Annotated in this window: 24 protein-coding genes; 11 read left to right on the plus strand and 13 right to left on the minus strand. The window is 71.2% G+C overall.

The window, feature by feature from the left end:
* The first annotated feature begins 53 nt into the window (after nt 1-53).
* Both HD596_RS17800 and HD596_RS17805 read left to right on the plus strand, forming a co-directional pair.
* Complete coding sequence (locus HD596_RS17800; protein ID WP_185070400.1) at nt 54-1994, plus strand: hypothetical protein; 1941 nt, start codon at nt 54-56, stop codon at nt 1992-1994.
* A gap of 83 nt (nt 1995-2077) precedes the next feature.
* The gene (locus tag HD596_RS17805) at nt 2078-5053 is read left to right on the plus strand and encodes an ATP-binding protein (protein ID WP_313044421.1); all 2976 of its coding nucleotides are present in this window, start codon (nt 2078-2080) and stop codon (nt 5051-5053) included.
* 75 nt (nt 5054-5128) lie between these two features.
* On the opposite strand, the gene HD596_RS17810 is transcribed toward HD596_RS17805, so the two are convergent.
* Nucleotides 5129-5563 (minus strand): YjdF family protein, encoded by a 435-nt coding sequence (locus HD596_RS17810; protein ID WP_221519380.1) that lies wholly within the window; start codon nt 5561-5563, stop codon nt 5129-5131.
* Nucleotides 5564-5723: 160 nt separating this feature from the next.
* Here HD596_RS17810 and HD596_RS17815 point away from each other — a divergent pair, with 160 nt between their 5' ends.
* Nucleotides 5724-6953, plus strand: a complete 1230-nt coding sequence (locus HD596_RS17815) for a Mur ligase family protein (protein WP_185070402.1) — start codon at nt 5724-5726, stop codon at nt 6951-6953.
* A complete protein-coding gene (locus HD596_RS17820; RefSeq protein ID WP_185070403.1) occupies nt 6943-7656 on the plus strand; it encodes a type 1 glutamine amidotransferase in 714 nt (237 codons plus the stop codon). Before HD596_RS17815 ends, HD596_RS17820 begins: the two co-directional genes overlap by 11 nt.
* Here the strand turns inward: HD596_RS17820 and HD596_RS17825 are convergent.
* From HD596_RS17825 to HD596_RS17835, 3 genes are all read right to left on the minus strand, one after another.
* Nucleotides 7608-8795: an NAD(P)/FAD-dependent oxidoreductase gene (locus HD596_RS17825; protein WP_185070404.1), complete on the minus strand. Its 1188-nt coding sequence runs from the start codon at nt 8793-8795 to the stop codon at nt 7608-7610. The genes HD596_RS17820 and HD596_RS17825 overlap by 49 nt on opposite strands.
* A 70-nt stretch (nt 8796-8865) precedes the next feature.
* Nucleotides 8866-9732, minus strand: a complete 867-nt coding sequence (gene sigJ, locus HD596_RS17830; protein WP_221519381.1) for an RNA polymerase sigma factor SigJ — start codon at nt 9730-9732, stop codon at nt 8866-8868.
* A gap of 84 nt (nt 9733-9816) precedes the next feature.
* Nucleotides 9817-10179, minus strand: coding sequence for a DsrE family protein (locus HD596_RS17835; protein WP_185070406.1), 363 nt, complete (start codon nt 10177-10179; stop codon nt 9817-9819).
* Nucleotides 10180-10264: 85 nt separating this feature from the next.
* Between HD596_RS17835 and HD596_RS17840 the strand changes: the two genes are divergently transcribed.
* The 4 genes from HD596_RS17840 to ygfZ all read left to right on the plus strand — a co-directional run bounded on the left by HD596_RS17840 (nt 10265) and on the right by ygfZ (nt 12722).
* Complete coding sequence (locus tag HD596_RS17840) at nt 10265-10753, plus strand: heme-binding beta-barrel domain-containing protein (protein WP_185070407.1); 489 nt, start codon at nt 10265-10267, stop codon at nt 10751-10753.
* A gap of 6 nt (nt 10754-10759) precedes the next feature.
* Nucleotides 10760-11056, plus strand: a complete 297-nt coding sequence (locus tag HD596_RS17845) for a DUF2470 domain-containing protein (RefSeq protein ID WP_185070408.1) — start codon at nt 10760-10762, stop codon at nt 11054-11056.
* 303 nt (nt 11057-11359) lie between these two features.
* On the plus strand, nt 11360-11773 hold the full coding sequence (locus HD596_RS17850) for a Fur family transcriptional regulator (protein ID WP_185070409.1): 414 nt from the start codon (nt 11360-11362) through the stop codon (nt 11771-11773).
* Between the two features lie 10 nt (nt 11774-11783).
* Nucleotides 11784-12722 carry a CAF17-like 4Fe-4S cluster assembly/insertion protein YgfZ gene (gene ygfZ / locus HD596_RS17855; RefSeq protein WP_185070410.1) on the plus strand — a complete coding sequence of 313 codons (939 nt, stop codon included), beginning with the start codon at nt 11784-11786 and terminating at the stop codon, nt 12720-12722.
* A gap of 28 nt (nt 12723-12750) precedes the next feature.
* On the opposite strand, the gene dtd is transcribed toward ygfZ, so the two are convergent.
* A complete protein-coding gene (gene dtd / locus HD596_RS17860) occupies nt 12751-13176 on the minus strand; it encodes a D-aminoacyl-tRNA deacylase (protein WP_185070411.1) in 426 nt (141 codons plus the stop codon).
* A 66-nt stretch (nt 13177-13242) separates the two neighbouring features.
* On the opposite strand from dtd, the gene HD596_RS17865 reads away from it, so the two are divergent.
* Nucleotides 13243-14145: an asparaginase gene (locus HD596_RS17865; protein WP_246554533.1), complete on the plus strand. Its 903-nt coding sequence runs from the start codon at nt 13243-13245 to the stop codon at nt 14143-14145.
* Here HD596_RS17865 and HD596_RS17870 read toward each other — a convergent pair.
* On the minus strand, nt 14142-15749 hold the full coding sequence (locus tag HD596_RS17870) for a DUF2207 domain-containing protein (protein ID WP_185070413.1): 1608 nt from the start codon (nt 15747-15749) through the stop codon (nt 14142-14144). The two genes, HD596_RS17865 and HD596_RS17870, sit on opposite strands and share 4 nt — an antisense overlap.
* 28 nt (nt 15750-15777) lie before the next feature.
* Nucleotides 15778-16866 carry an FAD-dependent monooxygenase gene (locus HD596_RS17875; RefSeq protein ID WP_221519382.1) on the minus strand — a complete coding sequence of 363 codons (1089 nt, stop codon included), beginning with the start codon at nt 16864-16866 and terminating at the stop codon, nt 15778-15780.
* 109 nt (nt 16867-16975) lie between these two features.
* Between HD596_RS17875 and HD596_RS17880 the strand changes: the two genes are divergently transcribed.
* A complete protein-coding gene (locus tag HD596_RS17880) occupies nt 16976-17887 on the plus strand; it encodes a TetR/AcrR family transcriptional regulator C-terminal domain-containing protein (RefSeq protein WP_185070414.1) in 912 nt (303 codons plus the stop codon).
* On the opposite strand, the gene HD596_RS17885 is transcribed toward HD596_RS17880, so the two are convergent.
* From HD596_RS17885 to HD596_RS17910, 6 genes are all read right to left on the minus strand, one after another.
* Entirely contained in the window at nt 17884-18618 is a 735-nt protein-coding gene (locus HD596_RS17885; protein WP_185070415.1) for an alanyl-tRNA editing protein, read from the minus strand. The two genes, HD596_RS17880 and HD596_RS17885, sit on opposite strands and share 4 nt — an antisense overlap.
* Nucleotides 18619-18643: 25 nt before the next feature.
* Complete coding sequence (locus HD596_RS17890) at nt 18644-19012, minus strand: DUF2516 family protein (protein ID WP_185070416.1); 369 nt, start codon at nt 19010-19012, stop codon at nt 18644-18646.
* A gap of 119 nt (nt 19013-19131) precedes the next feature.
* Complete coding sequence (locus HD596_RS17895) at nt 19132-19533, minus strand: hypothetical protein (protein WP_185070417.1); 402 nt, start codon at nt 19531-19533, stop codon at nt 19132-19134.
* A gap of 3 nt (nt 19534-19536) precedes the next feature.
* Entirely contained in the window at nt 19537-20028 is a 492-nt protein-coding gene (locus HD596_RS17900; protein WP_185070418.1) for a helix-turn-helix domain-containing protein, read from the minus strand.
* A 63-nt stretch (nt 20029-20091) separates the two neighbouring features.
* A complete protein-coding gene (locus HD596_RS17905; RefSeq protein WP_185070419.1) occupies nt 20092-20997 on the minus strand; it encodes a M56 family metallopeptidase in 906 nt (301 codons plus the stop codon).
* Nucleotides 20994-21350 (minus strand): BlaI/MecI/CopY family transcriptional regulator, encoded by a 357-nt coding sequence (locus HD596_RS17910; RefSeq protein WP_185070420.1) that lies wholly within the window; start codon nt 21348-21350, stop codon nt 20994-20996. Before HD596_RS17910 ends, HD596_RS17905 begins: the two co-directional genes overlap by 4 nt.
* Nucleotides 21351-21454: 104 nt before the next feature.
* Between HD596_RS17910 and HD596_RS17915 the strand changes: the two genes are divergently transcribed.
* Nucleotides 21455-21928 carry a DUF305 domain-containing protein gene (locus HD596_RS17915; protein ID WP_185070421.1) on the plus strand — a complete coding sequence of 158 codons (474 nt, stop codon included), beginning with the start codon at nt 21455-21457 and terminating at the stop codon, nt 21926-21928.

Below are 21928 nucleotides of genomic sequence, written 5' to 3' on the forward strand. Positions count from 1 at the left end.
GCGGAAAGGGTTGGCCCTTACTCCTAACGACATATCGGCGGCCGGAGGGTCACGTGACGGACGTGCATCCCGAGCATGCCCAGCTCCAGGCGGACCGCATCTACCTGGGCTGGCAGTACATCCTGCTGCACTCCGACCCTGGCCCGCCACCCAAGCGCCCCTCTCCGCTGGAAGAGCCCGCCGACCCGCCCGGCCCCGTCGACCCGGACCTGCTGCGCCGCGAGCGGCTCCAGGAGGACATGCTCAACAAGCCCGTGCGGCTCGTCCGGACGCTCATGCTGGTGCTGGCCGTGCTCATCCTGGCCGCCGGCATCGGGGGCTACCTCGCGTGGCCGTTCGCGCTCGCCGGGCTCACCGCCGCCGGAGGCGTGGCGGGCATCTGCAGTTACGCGCTGTTGCAGGGCGACCGGGCGGTGAAGTACCGCGTGCTGGAGCAGCAGGCCAGGGACGAGCGCCGGCGCGAGGAACGTGACAAGGAGCTGTTCCGCGCGCAGGAGGAGCACGCCCAGCGCTACCGCGAGTGGCAGGACTCCAAGGAACGCCACGACCGGCAGCTCACGTGGTACGCGGTCGCCGTACCGGACGAGATCGACCGCATCGACGTGGCGGGTGGCACGCTCCCCGGCTGGTCGGCGCTGATCACGCTGCTCGGCGCCACGCGGCTCTACAGCGGCGGCCACCTGACCGTGCTCGACCTGTCCGAGGGCGCGATCGCCAAGGACCTGATCGAGCTGGCCCGCAAGGGCGGCGACGACCCGCTGGTCTGGGTGCTGCCGGTCGATCTGCCCAAGCTCGACCTGGGCGCCACGCTCAAGCCGGAGGCGTTCGCGGACGTGCTGGCGCACGTGGTGAGCGTGAGCGAGGAGCACCGCACCACGCGCGACCTCAGCTTCGACAACGCGATCCTGGAGCGGGTGCTCGAGGTGCTCGGCGAGAACGCCACGATCAGCCAGGTCACGGCCGCGCTGCGGGCGCTCGCGCAGGTGGGCGACCCGCGCGATGACCTGAGGTTCGGGCTGATCACGGCCACCCAGCTGGAGCGGATCGGCACGCTGTTCGGCCGCGGGGTGAGCGAGCGGGTGGTGATCGAGCGGGCCTGGGCGCTGGAGTCGCAGCTGCGCAAGCTGGAGACGCTCGGCACGGAGGCCGTACGGCTGCCGCCCGCGCGGCTGCGGGTGGTGAGCATGGACCGGCAGGCGGGCGCCTTCGGCAACCGGGTGCTCGGCACGTACGTGGCCACCGCGCTCACCCACATCCTGCGCCAGTCCCCGGCCTCGGACCGGCCCTGGTACCACACGATCATCGTGGCGGGCGCGGACAAGCTCAGGGGCGACGTGCTCGACCGGCTGATGGACGCCTGCGAGACCTCCCGTACGGGACTGGTCCTGACTTATCGGTCTTTGACCCCCACGGTGCGGGAGCGGCTCGGCAGGGGGCACGCGGCGGTGGCGTTCATGCGGCTGGGCAACGCCGAGGACGCGCGGGTCGCCAGCGAGCACGTCGGCACCGAGCACCGGCTGGAGCTGGCCCAGCTCACCGAGACGATCAGCGACTCGCTGCCCGGGCTCGACGGCGGCTACACCTCCACGATCTCCCAGATGGACGACGACAGGGAGGACCGCGACGACAATCTCGCGGATCTGGCCGGCGACATCACCGAGTCCACCGAGTGGGGCAGGACCGCCGACAAGATCTCCGAGAAGGAGCGGGTGCTGCAGCGCTCGCGCGAGTTCCTCGTCGAGCCGCACCAGCTCCAGCAGCTCCCCACGACCTCCGTGATCGTCACCGACGCCACGGCCCAGGGCAGGCGCGTACGCCTCGCCGACGCCAACCCCGCCATCCTGACCTTCCCCAAGACCACGCTCGGCGAGCTGGAGGACGTACGCGAGGCCGTGCTCGCGCTCGACCCCAAGGCGCAGGGCACCGACGGCGAGCCCCCACCGAACCTCGGGCCACCACCGCCACGCCTGGACTGGCGCAAGGGCAGGCAATGACATGGTCAATGTCAACGTGACGAGCTGACGGTTGGCGGAATTTAACAAAGAACCGTCTGTGGGGGAATGAAATGCAGCCGAGTGTGTCGCTGAGTGGGCCCTGGTATCGAATCCAGTCGATCGCAGCGCCCTCGCGAAGCTCGTCGGCCGAGTGGGATTTCGTCACCGTGCTGCCCGCGGTGCTGTCGGCGGCGCAACGCGACCGGCCGTTCGTCATCGGGTGGCTGTCGCGGGGATCCGGCGCGCCGCTCGAGCTCATCACCAACGCCGGGCCGCTGTCGCCCCCGCGCCAGCCGCGCAGGTCCACCGGCGCGCCCGGCCGCCCGAGCGGGCCGCAGCCGCTGCTGTTCCCGGGCGGCGCGCGGGGGGTCCAGCTCGACGAGGAGTATCTCGCCGACCTGGCGGACCTGGTGTGGACGCCGTGCCCGGGCCGCCAGGCGCCGCCGCTGGGGAACAAGGGGCGCGAGTTCGACCCGGACGAGCTGCGGCGGCCGACGCTGTTCGAGTCGACGCTGGTGACGCTCATGTCGCGGCCCTTCGCCTGGCTGGTGGTGGCCGAGCCGACCGACCTGCTCGACGCCGAGGTGGCGCACCTGCGTACCCAGCTCAACGTGCTCAGGCAGTACGGGGACGCCTCCGAGCGCTCCCGCTTCGACGCCGAGCGGGCCGAGCGGCGCATGCAGGAGCTGGACGCCTTCAGGGAGGCGGGGCTCTGGAACGTTCGCGTGCTGGCCGGGGGTGCCACCGCCGAGGAGCTGCGGCAGATCGCTCCCGTGCTGGTCGGGTCGGTCGAGATGAGCCATCACCCGTACCGGCTGCGCAGCTCGCACGGCGCCGCCTACGGCCTGTCGGAGGCCCTCGCCCTCACCATGCAGGACCCGGCCGACGGCGCCGCCGCCCCGTTCGCCGCCACCGCCGGGGCGCTCGCGGCGCTGGCCGGGCTGCCCAGGCGCGAGGTCCCGGGGGTACGCGTGCTCGAGTCGGGCTTCTTCGACGTGACGTCCGAGGCCGACGGCGGCGAGCTGGAGCTGGGCGAGATCCTCGACGGGCAGGACAGGGGGGTCGGCACGTTCCGGGTGCCCCTGGCCACGCTGAACCGGCACGCCTTCGTCACGGGCGCGACCGGCTCGGGCAAGTCGCAGACGGTGCGCCACCTGCTGGAGCAGCTCAGCCGGGCCCGCATCCCGTGGCTGGCCATCGAGCCCGCCAAGTCCGAGTACGCCGCCATGGCCGGGCGCCTCGACGATCCGGTCACCGTCATCAACCCGTCGGCGCCGGACGGCGTGCCGTTCAGCATCAACCCGCTCGAACCCGAGCCCGGCTACCCCGTCCAGGCCCACATCGACATGGTCAGGGCGCTGTTCATGGCGGCGTTCGACGCCGAGGAGCCGTTCCCCCAGATCATGTCGCTGGCGCTGCAACGCGTCTACGAGGCCACCGGCTGGGACGTCGTCACCGGCGGCGCCGTGCCGGGCTCCAACGTCCCGCCCAGCGTCCCCACCCTCGAACAGCTCCAGCAGCACGCCATGGACGTGATCAAGGAGATCGGCTACGGCCGCGAGGTCCAGGCCGACGTCGAGGGCTTCATCTCGCTCCGGCTCCGCTCCCTGCGGGTCGGCTCGGCGGGACGCTTCTTCGAGGGCGGCCACCCCGCCGACATCGGCGGCCTGCTGGAGCGGGACGTCGTGCTGGCGATCGAGGACGTGGCCAACGACGAGGACAAGGCGTTCCTCATGGGCACGCTGATCATCCGGATCGTCGAGCACCTGCGGATGCGGGCCCGCCGGGAGAAGTCCCACGAGCTGCGCCACGTCATCGTGATCGAGGAGGCGCACCGGCTGCTGCGCGACCGCGGCCACGGCCGGGCCTCCACGCACGCGGTGGAGCTGCTGGCCGGGCTGCTGGCGGAGATCCGCGCGTACGGCGAGGGCATCGTGGTGGCGGAGCAGATCCCGACCAAGCTCGTCTCCGACGTCGTCAAGAACACCGCGCTGAAGGTCGTGCACCGGCTCCCGGCGGAGGACGACAGGAAGCTCGTCGGCGCCGCCATGAACCTCAGCGACGAGCAGTCCCGCCACGTGGTCTCCCTGCAGCCGGGCTCCGCCGCGGTCTTCGCCGACGGGATGGACCGGCCGCTGCGGGTCCGCGTACCGCTGGGGGAGTCCCGCGAGAAGGTGCTGCCCGGCCCGCCGCCGCCCATCCGCGGCCGCCGGTCCGCGGCGTGCGGCGCGTCCTGCCGTACCGGGCAGGCGTGCACGCTGGTGGAGCTGCGCGAGGCCGACGTGCTCGCCGACGGACCCGAGTGGGCCTGGCTGCGCATCTGGTGCGACACGGTCGTGCTCGCCTTCGTCAGCAACCGGCCGCTGCCCGGCGTGCCTCGCGCCCTGGGCGCCGCCTGGGGCGAGCTGCCGGCCAGGCGCGCCGAGTGCCTGCTGGCGACCCTGATCGAACGCTCGGTGCAGCGGCGCGCCTGGTCGCTGCGCAGCTGGTTCGACCCCGCCCTGCTCACCGAGAAGGCCGCCGAGACCGCCACGCGGCTGCTGTCCGGGCTCGACGGCGGCGGGGAGCGGCCGGGGGCGTCGTGGGTGATCCCGCAGGTCCGGTGGCTGCACGAGGTGGACAGGCTCTTCCCGTACGGCCACCCGGCCCCCAACCTGCGCAGCCCCGCGCCGCCCATGGAGTACGCCCTCTTCCGCCAGCCCTCCAACGGCAACGGCGCCAACCCCGACCTCGTCCACACCGAACTGCTCGGCCACCGCGCCAAGGCGCTGCGGCACCACCCGCTGTCGATGGAGGTGGACCGGAACCGGGCGCTGGCCTGGCGGGTCATCCTCGGCGACGACGAGAACGAAGGGGTGCAGCGGGACATCACGACGGTGGCGATCGGGATCGAGTCGTCGGCGCGGCTGCGGCACGTCGGGCAGACGATGGGGGCGGGGTGGCTGGAGGGCGTGCTGTCGTGGCCACGCCGCTTCGTCCTGCCGTTCGACCACGGCGGCGCCCCGGAGATCACCTTCGCCGACACCGCCCCCTCCCCGTCCCTGACCTCCGGGGGCTGAGCGGTCGCGGCGGCGGCCCTGGGCGATGACGGTGGCGGGTCTCAGCGGTGTTCGGGGCGTTTGCGGTGGCGGGGCTCAGCGGTCGCGGCGGCGTTCGAGGCGCTTGCGGCGGGCCACCTCCCGCCTGTGCTCCGCCGCCTCCCGCCGCCGGGCCCGCCGGTCGTCCGCCGCCTCCGCCTTCCGGCTCTCCAGCTCCAGCCGCAACGCCTCCTGCGAGGCCGTGCTCCGGCGGGACACCTCGGCCGCCGCCCGGGCCGCCAGTTTCGCGGCCCGCTTGGGGTTGACCCGCCTGCGCTCCCGCCCCTCCGAAGGGACGGGAGGCGAAGCGGCCGCCCGTTCGAGCAGCGCGACGCCGTTCCGTCGCAGGAACTCGTACAACTCCGGATCGGTGGGCTCGGACCCGAGCGTGAAACGGGTCGCCCGCACCGTGCCGTCCTCGACGATCTCGAGTACGCCGACCCAGAACGGCCCATCCAGATAGACCGACATCGTCACCACGTCGCCCTCCATGCGCGTATGCCGAAATCACGGCCTGTCGAGGCCGCTTTCCGGCACACCGGACATCCCATGGAAGGGCGGATACGGTGAAGCTTCGCCCGGGCTACCGACCGGGCCGCGTTTTCGTGTGCGTCTCCAGACTATCGGCCAATGCCGACTAGGATCCTTGGGCATGACCCAGCTTCCTCTGCGGGCCCAGCTCGCCAGCGCCCTGGGCCGCAGTGCCGCCACGCTGTCCAAGATGACCGGGCGCGGGGACGGCTCGGTGATCGGTGGGCGAGTCGGCCTGCTGCTTGAGCCGGACCTCCTGCGCAAGCTGGCCCGCGACCGCAAGCTGGCCCTGGTCAGCGCCACCAACGGCAAGACGACCACCACGCGGCTGATCACCTCGGCGCTCCTCGAGCTCGGCGACGTCGCCACCAACGCGCTGGGCGCCAACATGCCCGCCGGCCACGTCTCGGCGCTCTCCCAGAACAAGAGCGCCCCGTACGGCGTGCTCGAAGTGGACGAGAAATACCTGCCGGAGGTCCTCGACACCACCGGCGCGGGCGTCGTGTGCCTGATGAACCTCAGCCGCGACCAGATGGACCGTGCCGCCGAGATCTGGCTGCTCGCGCAGAAGTGGCGCAGGGCGCTGTCCGGCAAGCCCACCCACGTCATCGCCAACTGCGACGACCCGCTCGTGACCTGGGGCGCCTCCACGGCCGCGAAGGTCACCTGGGTCTCCGGCGGCCAGCGGTGGAAGGAAGACTCCTGGTGCTGTCCCGAGTGCGGCGGCCCGCTGGACCGTAAGGACGCCGACTGGGCGTGCAAGGAGTGCACGTTCCACCGGCCGGAGCCGCAGTGGGCGATCGACGACGAGGTGGCCGTCGACCCGCGCGGGCAGCGGTGGCAGCTCGACATCCAGCTGCCCGGCCTGGCCAACCGGTCCAACGCGGTGATGGCGCTGGCGGTGGCCGAGGCGTTCGGGGTGCCGGTGGAGCGGGCGCTGCCGCGGCTGCGCCAGGTCACCTCGGTGGCCGGCCGCTACACCACGGTCGAGCGCGACGGCCGGCACGCGCGGCTGCTGCTGGCGAAGAATCCGGCGGGGTGGCTGGAGGCGTTCGACGTGGCCGACCCGCAGCTGCCGATCATCCTCTCGGTCAACGCCAACGGCCCCGACGGGCGCGACACCTCCTGGCTGTGGGACGTCGACTACCGCATCCTGCGCGGGCGCCCGGTCTTCGTGACGGGCGAGCGCCGCCTCGACCTGGCGCTCCGGCTCGAGGTGGCGGACGTGCCGTTCATGCTGTGCGGCTCGTTCACGGAGGCGCTGGCCATGCAGCCTCCCGGCCGGGTCGACGTCATCGCCAACTACACCGCCTTCCAGCAGATCCGAACGGAGTTCGGCCGTGCCGTCTGACAGCGCCCTTCGCATCGTCTGGATCTATCCTGACCTGCTGAGCACGTACGGGGACCAGGGCAACGTGCTCGTCCTGGAGCAGCGCGCCAACCGCCGGGGGATCGCGACCGAGACGATCCACGTACGCTCGGCGGACCCGGTGCCGGAGACGGGCGACATCTACCTCATCGGCGGCGGCGAGGACCGCCCCCAGATCCTGGCCGCCGAGCGCCTGCGCCGCGACGGCGGCCTCCACCACGCCGTCGCCCGCGGCGCCGCCCTGCTGGCGGTGTGCGCCGGATACCAGATCATGGGCAGCACGTTCGGGGGCGAGGAGGGCCAGCCGGTCGACGGGATCGGGCTGCTGGACATCGCCAGCTCCCGCGGTCCCGCCCGGGCGGTCGGCGAGCTGGCCGCCGAGGTGGACGCCGCGCTCAACCTCCCCACCCTGACCGGCTTCGAGAACCACATGGGCGTCACCCACCTCGGCCCCGGCGTCAAGCCCCTGTCGCGGACCCTCGTCGGGGTGGGCAACGGAGACGGCTTCGAGGGCTGCTACGCGGGCCACGTGGTGGGCACCTACCTCCACGGGCCCGCCCTGGCCCGCAACCCGGCCCTGGCCGACCTGCTGCTGTCGTGGCGGGTGGGCGACCTGGCGCCCCTCGACAACTCCCGCTACGACGCCCTGCGCCAGGAACGCCTGGCCGCCGTACTGCCCGGCTGACCGCTCTCCTCGTCGCGGGGGAAGAAGGGCAGCTCGAGGAGGACGCGGTCGGCGGCGGCGAGGATCTTCGCGGCGTCGTCGACCGGCGGGTGGATGAACTGGTTGATCTGCCGCTTGATCTCCTTCCCTGCGGCGCCCGAGGCCATCACCCGGCGGTCCCAGCCCCGGGTGAAGATCCCGCCGGCGCCGCCCAGGTCCAGGCAGGTGACGTACGGGCCGGGGGTGAAGTCGCGCGGCGGCACGCCGAGCAGGTCGGCCGCCGCGTTGTAGCCGGCGACCTTGCCGAGCGGGGTGGCGTGCTGGCAGGCCTGCATCACCGTGTGCTCGGCGTCGAACGCGGCGGCGGCCGTGTCCCCGGCGGCGAACACCTCGGGAAGGGCGCGCAGGTGCCGGTCCACCGGCACCCGGCCGAGGTGGTCGAGCTCGCCGGAGATCTGCCGGGCGAGCTCGCTGGCCCGCATCCCGGCCGACCAGACCACCGCGTCCGCCTCGACCCGGGTGCCGTCGGACAGGACGGCGTACCCGTCGCCGACCTCCGTCACCGTCGTCCCGAGGCGGCGTTCGACGCGCAGCCGGTCCAGCGCCGCCTCGATCTCCTCGCGCGGGCCCGGGCCGAGCTGGTGCCCGACCACCTGCGAGCGGTCCACCAGCAGCACCCGGCCCCGGGCGGCCAGCTCGGTGGCCGCCTCCAGGCCCACGAACCCGGCGCCCACGACCACGGCGCGGTAATCCTCGCGGCCGCGCAGGTGGTCGGCGAGCCGCCTGGCCCCGTCCAGGGTGTCGATGTCGAAGAGCCGTTCGGCGCCGGGCAGGCCCTCGGGCCGGACGAGCTTGCTGCCCGCCGCCAGCACCAGGCGGTCATAGCCGATCTCCCGGCCGTCGGCCACGACCACGCGGCGGCCGGTGTCGATCGTGCTCACCGAGGCCCGCAGGTGCTCGACGCCGATCGGCCCGAGGATCCTGCCGAGCTCCACCTTGGCCAGGTCCGGCTCCGGCTCGTACAGGCGTGGCCGCAGCACCAGGTGCTCGTTCGGCGAGATGAGCGTGATGCGCAGCTCCGCCGCTCCGCGTGCCAGCGCCGCTCCCGCCGCGCTCCACACGCCCGCGAAACCGCCTCCGATGATCACAACGTGCGCCACTGTCCCGTCCTCTCTCAGCCTCGCCCCCGGGGGATCGGGGGCCGGTCGGCAGGGAGACAAGACGGCGGGGTCAGATGTGACCGACGCGGGCGAGCTTCTCCGGATTGACCAGGCGCCTGTACGTCGTGATCCGCCCGTCGGCGATCTCCACGGTGTCGAGCCAGACCAGCTCGCCGCCGTGGTAGGTCGCCAGGGCCGGGTGCCCGTTCACCTCGATGACCTCGAACGCGTCGGGCCGCCTGAGCTCGATCTGCCTGGCCGCCAGCAGCGCGATCCGCTCGGCGCCCCGGACCGGCCTGCGCGCCGCGGTCACCTCGCCGCCGCCGTCGGCGACGTACACGGCGTCGGGGTGCAGCAACTCGACGAGCCCGGCGATGTCACCCGCGTCGGCGGCCGCCTTGAACGCCCTCAGCAGCCGCTCGGTCTCGGCCCTGGACGCCCGGGGCCGCTCCTGGACCGCCGCGACCCGTGCCCGCGCGCGGGAGGCGAGCTTGCGGGCGGCGGCGGGCGTGCTGTCGAGCACCTCGGCGATCCGGGCGAACGGGAAGTCGAAGACGTCGTGCAGCACCAGCGCGACGCGTTCGGCCGGGGTGAGCGTCTCCATGACCACCAGCATCGCGGTGCTCACCGACTCGTCCACGAGCACCTGGGCGGCGGCGTCGGGCCCGGTCAGCAGCGGTTCGGGCAGCCAGGGCCCGACGTAGGACTCGCGCCGGACGCGCGCCGACTGCAGCACGTTGTAGGACGTCCGGGCGGCCACGGTCACCAGCCAGGCCCGCAGGTCCCGCACCTCGGACAGGTCGGCGGCGACGGCGCGCAACCAGACCTCCTGCGTCACGTCCTCGGCCTCGGCCACGGTGCCGAGGATGCGGTAGGCCGCCCCGAAGACCGCGGAGCGATGCGACTCCCACTCGCCCTCCGCCAACGCGCCGGCCATCTCCACCCCCGCCTCGCCGATCGAGCCCCGATCCTGGGCAAGTCCGGGGAGCCGCGCGCCCTGCCGGCCCGTGATCCCGGAAGCTCAGTAGACCAGCGCCTGGGCGCCTTCCCTGACCACTTCCTCGACGAACGCCGGCGCACCGGCGATGCGGACCCCGTCGATGAGGTCGTCCACGGTGATGTTCCTACGGGCCGCGCACTGGGTGCAGAGCGTCACGCGCCCTGCCGCCAGCACGGCGTCGAGGAGGTCGGTGAGCGGCGCGGCGTGCGGCAGGCTGAACTCCTTGGCCCTGCCCGGCAGCGCGAACCACGACGCCTCGCCGGTCAGCCACAGGGAGACGGGCACACCGCTCGCCAGCGCGGCGGCCGCGACATTGAACGCCTGGTTGCACCGCTCAGGCGCATCCGCCCCGGCGGTCACCTTGATCACCAGTGATCGTTCCATATCCGTCACCCTAACGCCCCCTGACTCCCGGTGAAGGCTCCGACTGAATACGGGCGGCGAGCAGGGAGCACTACGCTTGGGGAGCATGGAAGAACCTGAAGTGCACCCCGACCTGGAGCCCATCGCGTTCCTGCTCGGCCGGTGGGAAGGCGCCGGCGTGGGCGGCTACCCGACGATCGAGAGCTTCAACTTCGGGCAGGAGATCGAGTTCGGGCACAACGGGAAGCCGTTCCTGAGCTACGTGAGCCGCACCTGGCTGCTCGACCAGGACGGCAACCGGGTCAAGCCGCTGGCCACCGAGTCGGGATACTGGCGCCCGCAGCCCGACAGGCAGATCGAGGTGGTGCTCGCCCACCCGACCGGGATCGTCGAGATCTACATCGGCGAGGTCGTCTTCCACAAGATCGAGCTGCGGACGGACGTCGTGGCCCGCACCGGCTCCGCCAAGGAGTACACGGCGGGGCACCGGCTGTACGGGCTGGTCAACGGCAACCTGATGTGGGCCTACGAGATGGCGGCCGTGGGTCACCCGCTCACGGACCACATGTCGGCGGAGCTGAAGAAGGTAGCTTGAGCCGATATGAGCACGCCTTTCACCGCTGACGCCGTCGAGGCGATCAAGCGTCACATGAATGACGACCACGCCGAGGACTCGCTGATCATCGTGCGGGCGCTCGGCGGCAGGCCCGGCGCCACCTCGGCGGTGACGAGTGACGTGGACGCCGAGGCGATCGAGTTCGTGGTCGACGGCGGGGAGCGGGTGCGGGTGCCGTGGGGGGAGACGCTCACCGAGCGGGCCCAGGTGCGTAAGGCTGTGGTGCGGCTCTATCGGGACGCGTGCGGCAGGCTCGGCATCGCGGCGCGGGGCGAGCACTGAGGTCTCGATGGCCGGGTGACGTGGACATGAAAAGGGCCCCAGGCGAACTCCACCTGCTGGGCAGGTGGGCCGGATGGACCAAAGACGGGATCAGGATCCCGCCCTCCGGCTGCCAGGGGCCCCGGTGGTTGCCTCGTATTCGCATACGTCACGAGACAACAGTCCGCGACTTAGCGGACAACCACCTCGCTAGTCCAACTATGATTCACCATTGCTTGGACCACCTCCTTTCCGCGTACCAAAGACGCTATGCGCTTGTACGCGAAAGGGGCAAGTGAATATCCCGCGCCGTACACTCGGGGCATGACGGAGACGCAGTGGCATGAGGAACTCCGCGCCAAGGGCTACCGGGTCACCCCGCAGCGCCAGCTCGTCCTTGAGGCGGTCAAGACGTTGGAGCACGCCACGCCCGAGGAGATCTGCGTCAAGGTCCGCGAGACCGCCCGTGGCGTGAACATCTCCACGGTCTACCGGACGCTGGAGCTGCTCGAAGAGCTCGGCATGGTGACCCACACGCATCTGGGGCACGGCGCGCCGACCTACCACCTGGCCGCCGAGGCCGATCACGTGCACCTGGTGTGCCGGGGGTGCGACGAGGTGTTCGAGGTACGGCCCGAGCTCGCGGACGGGCTGGTCAAGGGGCTGGACGAGGAGCTGGGGTTCGTCGCGGACGTGCACCATCTGACCGTCTTCGGCCGGTGCCGCAACTGCCGATAGCCTGGAGGGCATGCGTAGTCCTCTGCTCGATCTCCCCGGCGCCGTCGCGGCCGATGGGCCGGATTCCGACGTGGCCGCACATTACGGCGATCTGTTCGCCGAGCAGCGTGCGCTGGCCAAGGGTGAGGCGGTCGTCGACCGCAGCAACCGTGAGGTGGTCCGCATCTCCGGCGCCGACCGGCTGAAATGGCTCAACGACCTGACCTCGCAGAAGCTCGACACGCTGCGGCCGGGCGAATGGACGCAGACGCTCGACCTCGACCTGCAGGGCCACGTGCTGCACCACCTGACGCTCGTCGACGACGGTGAGAGCCTGCTGGCCCACGTCGAGCCGGGCACCGCGCAGAGCCTGATCGACTATCTCGACCGGATGCGGTTCATGCTGCGGGTCGAGGTGGCGCGGGCCGACGACCTGGCCGTGCTGTCCACGGCCACGGAGGACTTCCTGGTGCCGCGCGAGGAGCTGCCCGACCACCTGGGCAAGCCGCTGGCGGGGCTGTGGGCGTACGAGGCGCTGCGGATCGAGGCGCACCGGCCGCGGCTGGGGTTCGACACCGACCACAAGACGATCCCCCACGAGGTGGGCTGGATCGGCGCGGCCGTACACCTGAGCAAGGGGTGCTACCGCGGTCAGGAGACGGTCGCCCGGGTGCACAATCTCGGGCACCCGCCGCGCCGCTTGGTGTTCCTGCACCTCGACGGCAGCGTCGACACGCTGCCGGCGCACGGTGATCCGGTGATCTTCGAGAGTCAGGAGGTCGGGGTGGTCGGGTCGGCCGCCCGGCACCACGAGCTCGGGCCGATCGCGCTGGCGGTGGTCAAGCGGACGGTGCCGGTGGACGCGCCGCTGCTGGCCGGTGGTGTGGCGGCCGCGCAGGAGGTCATCGTGCCGCCGGACGCGGGACGCAACGTCTCCATCGACCCGGCCCTTCGCCGCCGCATCCGCTGACTGGTGGAAGCCCCCCAGGCGGGGGCGGTCAGAAGTCGAGGACGAGGGTGATCGGGCCGTCGTTGACGAGCGACACCTTCATGTCGGCGCCGAAGACGCCCGTCTCCACGTGCGCCCCCAGCTGCCGCAGCTCCTCCACCACGGCCTCCACCAGCGGCTCCGCGACCGGCCCTGGGGCGGCGGCCTGCCACGTCGGCCGCCGCCCCTTGCGGGCGTCCCCGTACAGGGTGAACTGGCTGATCACCAGGAGCGGCGCCGACACGTCCGAGCAGGACTTCTCGCCGTGCAGGATGCGCAGGCCCCAGAGCTTGGCGGCGAGCTTGGCGGCCTCGGTCCGCGTGTCCGTGTGGGTGACGCCCACCAGCACCAGCAGGCCGGGCTCGTCGATGGCCCCGACGGTCTGACCGTCGACCACGACCGACGCCGAACTCACTCTCTGCACCACTGCTCGCATGGCAACCCATTCTGGACCAGGAAGAAGGGTTCGTAGACTCAGGCCCAAAGGGGAAGGGAAATGTCGATGATTGTGGAAGTTGTCCGGTCCGGGTTCGTGGAGTCCACGCATCAGGTTCGCATGCTGACCGTGGACGCGGAAGGACGCCCGGTCGAGGCGAAGGGCGCGGTGCATGTGCCCGCGTCGCCACGGTCGTCGATGAAGCCGCTGCAGGCGCTCGGCATGCTCCGGTCCGGGCTCGGGCTGGAGGACGAGCTGCTGGCGCTGGCCTGCGCCTCGCACTCGGGCGAGCCGTTCCACGTGGACGGCGTCAGGAAGATCCTCGCGGGCGCGGGGCTGGAGGAGTCGGCGCTGCTGTGCCCCGAGGACTACCCGTTCGACCGGAGTGTCACGGAAAGCGGCCGCGTCTACATGAACTGCTCGGGCAAGCACGCCGCCATGCTGGCCACCTGCGTGCTGAACGACTGGCCCACCGAGTCCTACCTCGAGCCCAGGCACCCGCTCCAGCGGGCCATCCGCGAGACCGTGGAGGACCTGACGGGGGAGCGGGTGGCGGCCTCCGGGGTGGACGGGTGCGGCGCGCCGCTGTTCTTCGTGTCGATGCTGGGCGTGACGAAGGCGTTCCGGGCGTTCCCGAGGTCGTCCCCCGACTCGTACGAGCGCAAGATCTTCGAGGCGATGAGCACCTACCCCGAGTGGACCTCGGGCACCGACCGCCCCGAGGCCAGGCTGATGCGCGCGCTGCCCGGCCTCATGCTGAAGGCCGGGGCGGAGGCGTTCGACGCGTTCGCGTTCGAGGACGGGCGGGCGGGCACCGTCAAGATCGAGGACGGGTCGCAGCGCGCCCGCGTCCCGGCCACGGTGGCGGCCCTGCGCTCGCTGGGCCTGGACGCGCCCGAGCTGGCCGAGCTCGCCGCCCCGCCGGTGCTCGGCGGCGGCCGGCCGGTGGGTGAGCTGCGGTTCCGTTAGAGGGTGCGGAACTGGCGGGTGGCGGAGATGGCGCCCGAGGTCGTCGTGGTGAACGTCCGCATCGACCCGGCGAACTTGGACAGGTCCCACTCCGCGGGCCCGTGGTACCAGTACAGGTTGTCGGACTGGTGGCCGTTCCCCGTGACCGAGGCCACCACCCGCGACCAGTGCTCCACCCCGTCGAAGATCACCGCGTAGGGCAGGTAGCGGGAGAACAGCTCCACGCGGTGCTGCTCCGGCACGTCCCCCAGCTCGCCGGAGAACAGGTACTGCCGGAAGCCCATCGTGTGCGCCAGCGCCGCCGAGCCCTTGGCCGTCTTGGCCGGCATGTACTGCCCGCCGACGGCCAGCGCGCCGCCCGCGATGATGACGGCCAGCCCCAGCAGCCCGTACGTGGTGAACCAGGCCAGCCCCGCCGTGGCCAGCACGCCGACCGCGATGAGCACCACGCCGATGGTCGTCCACCTGGTGCGCTCGGTGTCGGGCCGCCGGGCGAACCAGCCCTGCCTGACCACGTCGGCGTACAGGGCGTCGCGCACCTTGCCCAGGTGGGCCGCGAACGAGCCGGACAGCTGCGACAGCAGCACCGCGTCCCGCCCGTCGAAGATGGCGTCGTACAGGGCGCGCTCGTACGGCAGCAGCGCGTTGACCGGCGCGTTCGGCAGCCTGACCAGCATCCAGTCGGGCGCGTCGTACGTCTGGCGCGGCTGCTCGTCGATCCGCAGGTAGCCGCGGACCGCCAGGTCGACGATCGTGGCGGTGACGTCGACCACGTCGGCCTGTTCGTCCACCAGGGTGCCGATCTGGCCGGGCCGGACGCCGTCGGGCGGGGAGAAGTGGCCGTTCTGCACCGGATCGACCGGGCCCTGCGCGTGGCCGGCGACCCTGGCGTCCCGGCCGCGCGTCCAGTAGAGCAGGGCGAGGCCGCCGAGCAGCAGCACCAGCAGCCCGGCCAGGGCGCCGCCGGTGACGGTGTTCAGGGTGAACGCCGAGGCCAGCGAGAAGCGCTTCTCCAGGATGGGGGTGCCGGAGCTGGACCCCTTGGGGTAGCCGATGACCACGGTCAGGGCCTGGCCGGGAGCGATGTTCTCCTGCTCGAAGTCGGCCTGGGTGGCCGAGTGGTCCATGGAGGCCGAGGTGCAGCCGATGGCCGAGGTCAGCTCGCCGGCGAAGCAGGACAGGTTCTGGACCTGCCCGGGGCCGTTCACCTTGACCGTCGCCTTGGCGACCTGCCGGCTCCAGCCGTTCACCGCGAACCAGCGCAGCTCCTCGACACCGCCCGAGGTGGTCACCGCCCCCTTGACGTCGTACTCGACCGTTCCGTCGCCCTTCACGGTGAGCACGTCGCCGGCGAGGGTGCCGCCCTTGACGTTCGAGATCTGGTAGACGCGGTCGTTGCCGTCGTCGTACCGCGTCCTGGTGATGAACGTCCGCTTGAGCTCACCCGGCGCCCCGCTGATCTTCTCGACCACGTGCAGGGTGCCGTTCTTGCCGAGGGTCATCGTCACCTCGTCGGTGATCCCGGCGCCCGCCGCGTGCGCGGGTGCGGCGCTCAACGTCAGAGCGGTGGCCCCGAGCGCGGCGATCGTGAGTCTGATGCCCATGGCGGCAAATCGTATCGGTTCGTGACTGTCAGTCCAGCGTGATGCTGGTTGCCGCCCGCTGAACGCTCTCCGGCGAGGCGCCCTGGCCGGGGTTCTCGAGGGCGAGCGCCTGGTTCTGGGCGACGTACGGGCGCATGCGCTCCTCGTACCGGTCGAAGGCCCCGATGGGGTCCCTGCCGAGCTCCTGCGCCAGCACGTACGCCCCCACCAGCGCCAGGCTGGTGCCCTGCCCCGACAGCGGCGAGGCGCAGTAGCCCGCGTCGCCGACGAGCGCGACCCGGCCCTTCGACCAGCGCTCCATCCTGACCTGGGCCATGGCGTCGAAGTAGAAGTCGTCGGCCTTCCACATGGCCTCCAGCAGCTTGGGCACCTCCCAGCGCAGCCCCGAGCAGCGCTCCTGGACCAGGCGCTTCTGCTGCTCGACGTCGCGGTGGTCGTAGTCGATGGGGCCCGCGCCGAAGCCCAGGTTGACCCGCATGACGGTGGCGTCCCGGTCGCTGAAGAGGGCGCCTCCGGTGTCGCCCTCGCGGAACCAGGTCTGCCAGCGGTCCAGGCCGAGGAAGTTGTCGGCGGTGAAGATGGAGACGTACGTGCCGAGGTGGTGCAGGAACCGCTCCTCGGGGCCGAAGGTGAGCCGGCGCACGTTGGAGTGCAGGCCGTCGGCGCCGAACACGTAGTCGTAGCGCCCCCGGCCGCCGCTCTCGAACGTCACGTCCACGCCGTCGGCGTCCTGGTCGAGGGTGGCGATCGAGTCGCCGTACACGTACTCGGCGCCCGAGGCCGAGGTGAGGATGGTGGTCAGGTCGTCGCGCATGATCTCGATGTCCGGGCTGTCGAACCGGCCGCCGCTGACCGTCTCCTCGTAGCTGCGCATGAGCTCGTTGCCGTCGCCGTCCACCATGGACATGCCGCGCATGGTCGTCCGCAGGGCCCTGATCCGCTCGATGACGCCCATCTTGGCGACCACGTCCAGCGCGGCGCCCCTGATGTCGACGGCCTGACCGCCCTTGCGCGGGGCCGGGGCCCGCTCGACGAGGGTGGTCTCGTACCCGTGCCGCCGCAGCCAGTACGCCAGGACGGGACCGCCGACGCTCGCGCCCGAGACGAGCACTTTCATGATCTGCTCCTTTGCCGCAGAAGTGAACGTTGTACGCTGAATGTACGGAGTACGGACAGCAGCTCGCAAGGGTAGGATGGCCAGATCTGTACTAGTACAGGAGGACCGGATGGCAGCGCCCTACGCCGAGATCGTCGCCGACATCAAACGCCGCATAGCCGACGGCCGGCTCCGCCCGGGAGACCGCGTCCCGTCCACCAGGCAGCTCGCCAGGGACCGGGGGGTCGCCCTGGCCACCGCCGCCAAGGCGCTCGCCCTCCTGGCCCAGGAGGGCGTCGTGGTCGCCGAGCCGCGCGTGGGGACGATCGTGGCGGAGCCGCGCGGGGGGCGGACGGCCGCCCGGCGGCCGGATATTTCAGGAAATGAGGTGACGCGGGAGCGGATCGTACGGGCCGCCATCGAGATCGCCGACGCCGAGGGCCTGCCCGATCTGACCATGCGCGGCCTCGCCGACCGGCTCGGCATGGCCACCATGTCCCTCTACCGCCACGTGGCCGGCAAGGACGACCTGGTCCTGCTGATGATCGAGGCCGTCATCGACGAGTTCCCGCTGCCCGAGGAGCCCCCGGACGGCTGGCGGGCCAGGCTGGAGACGTCGGCGCGGCTGCAGTGGGCCGGCTACCGCGCGCACCCGTGGATGGCCGGCGTCACCTCGCTGACCAGGCCGCTGCCCTCGGCCAGCCTGCTCAGGCACACGGAGTGGGTCATGGCCGCGCTGGCGGGCACGAGGCTCGACGCCACGGCCAAGATGCACGTGCACACCCTGGTCTACAGCTACGTGCAGGGCATCGCCGCCAACCTGGAGCTGGAGCGGCAGGCCCAGGCCGCCACGGGGCTCAGCGCGGACGAGTTCATGGCCGGGCAGGAGGAGCACCTGCGCTGGATCGCCGAGTCCGCCGAATATCGCGCCTTCGCGGGGGTCGTGGCCGAGCTGGACGGCGACTTCGACCTCGACCTGGACCGGCTCTTCGAGTTCGGGCTCGGCCCGCTGCTCGACGGCCTTGCCAAGGTGATCGACTAGTCGGAGATCTGGATGCGCAGCCGGCGGAAGCCGCGGCCCTTGCTCTCGATCTTGGCCACCTTGATGCGGCCGATCTGCTTGGTGGAGGCCACGTGGGTGCCGCCGTCAGCCTGGGTGTCGAGGCCCACGATGTCGACGATCCGCACGTCCTGGACGGTCTCCGGGACCAGGTTGGTGGCCGTGCGGATGATGTCGGGGATCTCGAACGCCTCCTTGCGCGGCAGGACGCGCACGTCGATGCGCCGGTCGGCGGCGATCTCGGCGTTGCAGGCGTCCTCGACGGCCTCCTTGAAGCCGGGGGGCACCTCCGGCAGGTTGAAGTCCATCCGCGCGCTGAGCTCGTCCATGTTGCCGCCGGTGACGAGGCAGCCGTAGTCCCTGAACACCACCCCGCACAGCACGTGGAGCCCCGAGTGCGTACGCATGAGGGCCGAGCGCCGCTCGTCGGCCACCGCCGCCCGGACCACGGTGCCCGCCGGCGGGATCGGATCGCCCTCGGCCGGGATCAACTGGAGGTCGTCGCCCTTGCGCACCCCCACGACGCGCGTCTCGACGCCCTGCCAGATCAGCACCCCGTGATCCGCCGGCTGGCCGCCGCCGCCCGGATAGAACGCCGACCTGTCCAGCACGATCCCCTCGGGCGTCGCCTCCAGCACGACGGCCTCGAAGTCGCGGAGAACCTGGTCGGCCAGTTCCAGCCGCTGCGTGCGCCCGTGGAGGTCGTAGGTCATGCCGGCAGCCTAACGCCCGGGCCGATCACCAGGGGCCGTAGGGACCGTTGTTGCCCCGCCCGCCCATGCCCTTGACGGCCGGCTTGACGTCCACGATGTAGATCGTGGCGGCGATGGCCGCGATGATCGAGAAGAAGCCCAGCGCGCCCAGGCCGATGAACTCGATGCCGCCGACGATGAGGAAGGCGGTGAAGTAGCTCCAGGCGCCGCCCACCGAGAACAGCGTCGCCAGCGCCAGGATCAGCAGCCAGATGTTCTTCTGCAGCTTGCCCGCCGAGACGAAAGCGCCGGTCGGCACCCGGAGCGCGTGCACGAGCGCGTAGGCCGACATGCCGAAGATGACGGCGGCGAGCACCAGAAAGAGGAGATTGAGGACACTGTTGATCAAAGTCATGTTTGTTGGCTCCGCACAACGCCGCGATGAAATCGGCTTCAGCCTAATAGCCGACCCTGTCAGACGGGCACCCCAAAGCGGAAAGCCCGCCTCCCGCAGGAGACGGGCTTTCCGTCAAATCAGGCCTTCGCCTTCGTGGTGCGGGGCTTCCTGGCCGGGGTGGCGGGCTTGGCGGCCCGCGACACCTCTTCGAGCTCCAGCGCGGCGTCGCCGCTCGTCTTGCTGACGACCCGGCGGCCGCGCGTGGCGAAGTCCTCGTAGGCCTCGGTGGCCCGGCCGGCGAGCTGGTCGGCGTAGCCGCGGGCCTTCTCCGGGAACTCCTTGGCGAAGCTCTCGGCCTTGCCGGCGTACACGCGGGCCATCTCCGGCAGGTCCTTGGCCAGCTCGGTGCGGCGCGACTGCAGCTTCTGCAGCTGCTCGGGCAGCTCGCGGAGCTTCTCGACCGCGAAGTCGCCGACGCCCGCGACGGCGTAGAACGGCTTGGACTCCGTAAGCTTCTTGACCTCGGTTGCGAGCGTCATGGGTTAACCTTCCTTGGTTTCCTGGGTGACGTTGCCGTTGCCGGAGGTCGCCGTATAGGGCTCAAGAGCGGCGAGAAACTCCTCCGGCAGCGGTTCGTCGTCCGATCCGGAGCCGTGCCGAGGGCGAGCATTCTGGGAGGTCTGCTCGTCTTCGGCGCGCTTCTCCTTACGGAACGACTCATAGATATCAATCAGCACCTGGCGTTGCCGTTCGGTGAGGTGCGTGTCGGCCCTGATCGCCGTGATGATGTCACTTGGCGGCTCGCGGTCCTCGATGAGGCCCGCCTGCACGTAGAGCGCCTGCGAGGAGATGCGCAGACCCTTGGCGATCTGGTTGAGGATCTCCGCGCTCGGCTTGCGCAGCCCACGCTCGATCTGGCTCAGGTAGGGGTTGGAGACCCCTGCCGCCGCCGCGAGCTGGCGCAGCGAGATCTTCGCCTGCTGCCGCTGCTCGCGGATGTATTCACCGATCGAGCCGACCTTGGGTAGTGCCATGCCTCATAGTCTGCCCTGTAGTGCTTGCAATTGCAAACAGGACAGTTAACGCCAGCAAGCACGTCAGAGCTGGAAGACCCACAGGAGAGGCGCGGAGGTGACCAACGTCACAGAGAGTGCGATGTAGCCGTAGCGCACCGGGGTGGCCAGCTCGGGACCCGGCTTGATCAGGCGGTCGACCCTGGCCATGACGTTCTTGGCGTGCATGCCGAGCATGCCGTGGGGGGTCGGCATGGCGCCCGCCGTACCGAACCTGAGCAGCGCCGTCGCCAGCCTGCGCGGCGAGCAGTAGCGCCGGGCGCGGTCGTCGGCGGCCATCTCGATGAGCAGCTCCACCTGCGCCTGCGCGTCGGCCACCACCTTCGACCACGGCAGCGCCCTGCGCAGCGCGGCGAACGGCAGCAGCACCAGGTCGTGCCGCTCGCGCACGTGCGCGGCCTCGTGTGCGAGCACGGCGGCCAGTTCGTCCTCCGACAGCAGCTTGAGCGCGCCCTCGCTGACCACGACCTGCGAGCGCAGGCCGGGCACGCAGTACGCGGCGGCGCCCGGATGGGCGAGCACCCGCACCCCGGGCACGCCGGGGTCGTCGTGGGAGATCAGCGCGAGCAGCATGCGGTGCCGGCGGCGTGCGCGCAGCGCCTGCGCGCCGGCGGTGAGCAGCACCGCGATCAGCACGGTCAGGGCGGTGAGCCCCGCGATCAGGGCCAGCACGTGCAGCGGGTCCCACGCCTGCTGCGGCGCCTCCCCCCGCGCGAACGCGAACAGCCCGGGCAGCACCCCCTCGCCGTACGGCTGGACCGCGTAGGCGAGCATGGCGCCGGTGGTGGCCAGGCCCCAGGAGACGCCCAGGGACTGCCAGACGATGATGGCCAGCCGGGGAGCGCGCGAGGTCCACCGGGCAGTCGTGAAACGCCAGGAGCCAACCGCGCACGCCGTGGCGAGCGCTGCCAGCGCCGCTGCCGTGATCACTCTTCCTCCAGCTCCGTAAGGGCTCTGCGCAGGATCTCCGCCTCCGAGCCCGACACGGCCTGGGCGAAGCGAGTCAGGGCGGCCGATCGGTCGCCCGTCATGTCCAAGGCTTCAAGCATAAGCTCGGCGATGTACGCATCGCGGCTTTCGGCCGGTAGATATCTCCATGCGCGGCCGTCCCGGGTGCGCTGGAGGAAGCCCTTCCGGGTGAGGCGGTCGAGCACGGTCATCACCGTGGTGGGGGCAAGGTCGCGGTCGGCGATGAGCCTGCCGACCTCGCGGGCGGTCAGCGCGCCGTTCTCCGCCCAGAGGATGTCCATGATGCTGCGCTCAAGCTCGCCAAGACCCTTCACGCCCTTCAGGGTAGCTCTACAACCTGTCGAGCTGGCATTCGGGGAGTGTGAACCGTGTCTCTGTGTCGTGCGTATCTCCGTGCATGCGTTGGAGTACAGCGGTTGTGGCCCTGCTCGGTCTGGTGCTGGCGGCCGGGTGCGCGGCCTCGGCGGACAGCACGTCGACACACGTTCAGGCGGACGTGGTCTTCAGCCAGGAGATGATCACGCACCACCAGCAGACGATCCAGCTGGCCGAGGTGGCGGCCAAGAGCGGAAAGTCCCCGTACGTCCGTGACCTGAGCACGAAGCTCATCGCGGAGGAGAAGGCGGACATCGACATGATGTCGTCGTGGCTGCAGTCCTGGAACGAGAAGGTGCCGCCGGCGCCGACCGACCAGATGGGCGCGGACCTTAAAGCCGGCTCCGGCTTCGACAAGGAGTGGCTGTCGGCGCTGTCGGGGCATCTGGAGCACGGTGTGATGATGGCCGAGACCGTCAAGAAGTCGGGCAAGCACGGGCCCACGCTCGAACTGGCCGACAAGATCATCAAGGCTCAGAAGGCGGAGCTGGCCGAGATCGCCAAGCAAGCGGGCTGA

Origin of the sequence: Nonomuraea jabiensis, assembly GCF_014204795.1 — a bacterium.
Lineage (GTDB): Bacteria > Actinomycetota > Actinomycetes > Streptosporangiales > Streptosporangiaceae > Nonomuraea > Nonomuraea jabiensis.

Coding starts and splice junctions, on each gene's coding strand:
- sigJ (WP_221519381.1), bottom strand. CDS start 9,732: ATGGCCGGCGCGTTGGCGGAGGGCGAGTGGGAGTCGCATCGCTCCGCG.
- HD596_RS17865 (WP_246554533.1), top strand. CDS start 13,243: ATGATTGTGGAAGTTGTCCGGTCCGGGTTCGTGGAGTCCACGCATCAG.
- HD596_RS17885 (WP_185070415.1), bottom strand. CDS start 18,618: ATGACCTACGACCTCCACGGGCGCACGCAGCGGCTGGAACTGGCCGAC.
- HD596_RS17890 (WP_185070416.1), bottom strand. CDS start 19,012: ATGACTTTGATCAACAGTGTCCTCAATCTCCTCTTTCTGGTGCTCGCC.
- HD596_RS17880 (WP_185070414.1), top strand. CDS start 16,976: ATGGCAGCGCCCTACGCCGAGATCGTCGCCGACATCAAACGCCGCATA.
- HD596_RS17835 (WP_185070406.1), bottom strand. CDS start 10,179: ATGGAACGATCACTGGTGATCAAGGTGACCGCCGGGGCGGATGCGCCT.
- HD596_RS17875 (WP_221519382.1), bottom strand. CDS start 16,866: ATGAAAGTGCTCGTCTCGGGCGCGAGCGTCGGCGGTCCCGTCCTGGCG.
- HD596_RS17850 (WP_185070409.1), top strand. CDS start 11,360: ATGACGGAGACGCAGTGGCATGAGGAACTCCGCGCCAAGGGCTACCGG.
- ygfZ (WP_185070410.1), top strand. CDS start 11,784: ATGCGTAGTCCTCTGCTCGATCTCCCCGGCGCCGTCGCGGCCGATGGG.
- dtd (WP_185070411.1), bottom strand. CDS start 13,176: ATGCGAGCAGTGGTGCAGAGAGTGAGTTCGGCGTCGGTCGTGGTCGAC.
- HD596_RS17900 (WP_185070418.1), bottom strand. CDS start 20,028: ATGGCACTACCCAAGGTCGGCTCGATCGGTGAATACATCCGCGAGCAG.
- HD596_RS17840 (WP_185070407.1), top strand. CDS start 10,265: ATGGAAGAACCTGAAGTGCACCCCGACCTGGAGCCCATCGCGTTCCTG.
- HD596_RS17810 (WP_221519380.1), bottom strand. CDS start 5,563: ATGGAGGGCGACGTGGTGACGATGTCGGTCTATCTGGATGGGCCGTTC.
- HD596_RS17815 (WP_185070402.1), top strand. CDS start 5,724: ATGACCCAGCTTCCTCTGCGGGCCCAGCTCGCCAGCGCCCTGGGCCGC.
- HD596_RS17845 (WP_185070408.1), top strand. CDS start 10,760: ATGAGCACGCCTTTCACCGCTGACGCCGTCGAGGCGATCAAGCGTCAC.
- HD596_RS17870 (WP_185070413.1), bottom strand. CDS start 15,749: ATGGGCATCAGACTCACGATCGCCGCGCTCGGGGCCACCGCTCTGACG.
- HD596_RS17895 (WP_185070417.1), bottom strand. CDS start 19,533: ATGACGCTCGCAACCGAGGTCAAGAAGCTTACGGAGTCCAAGCCGTTC.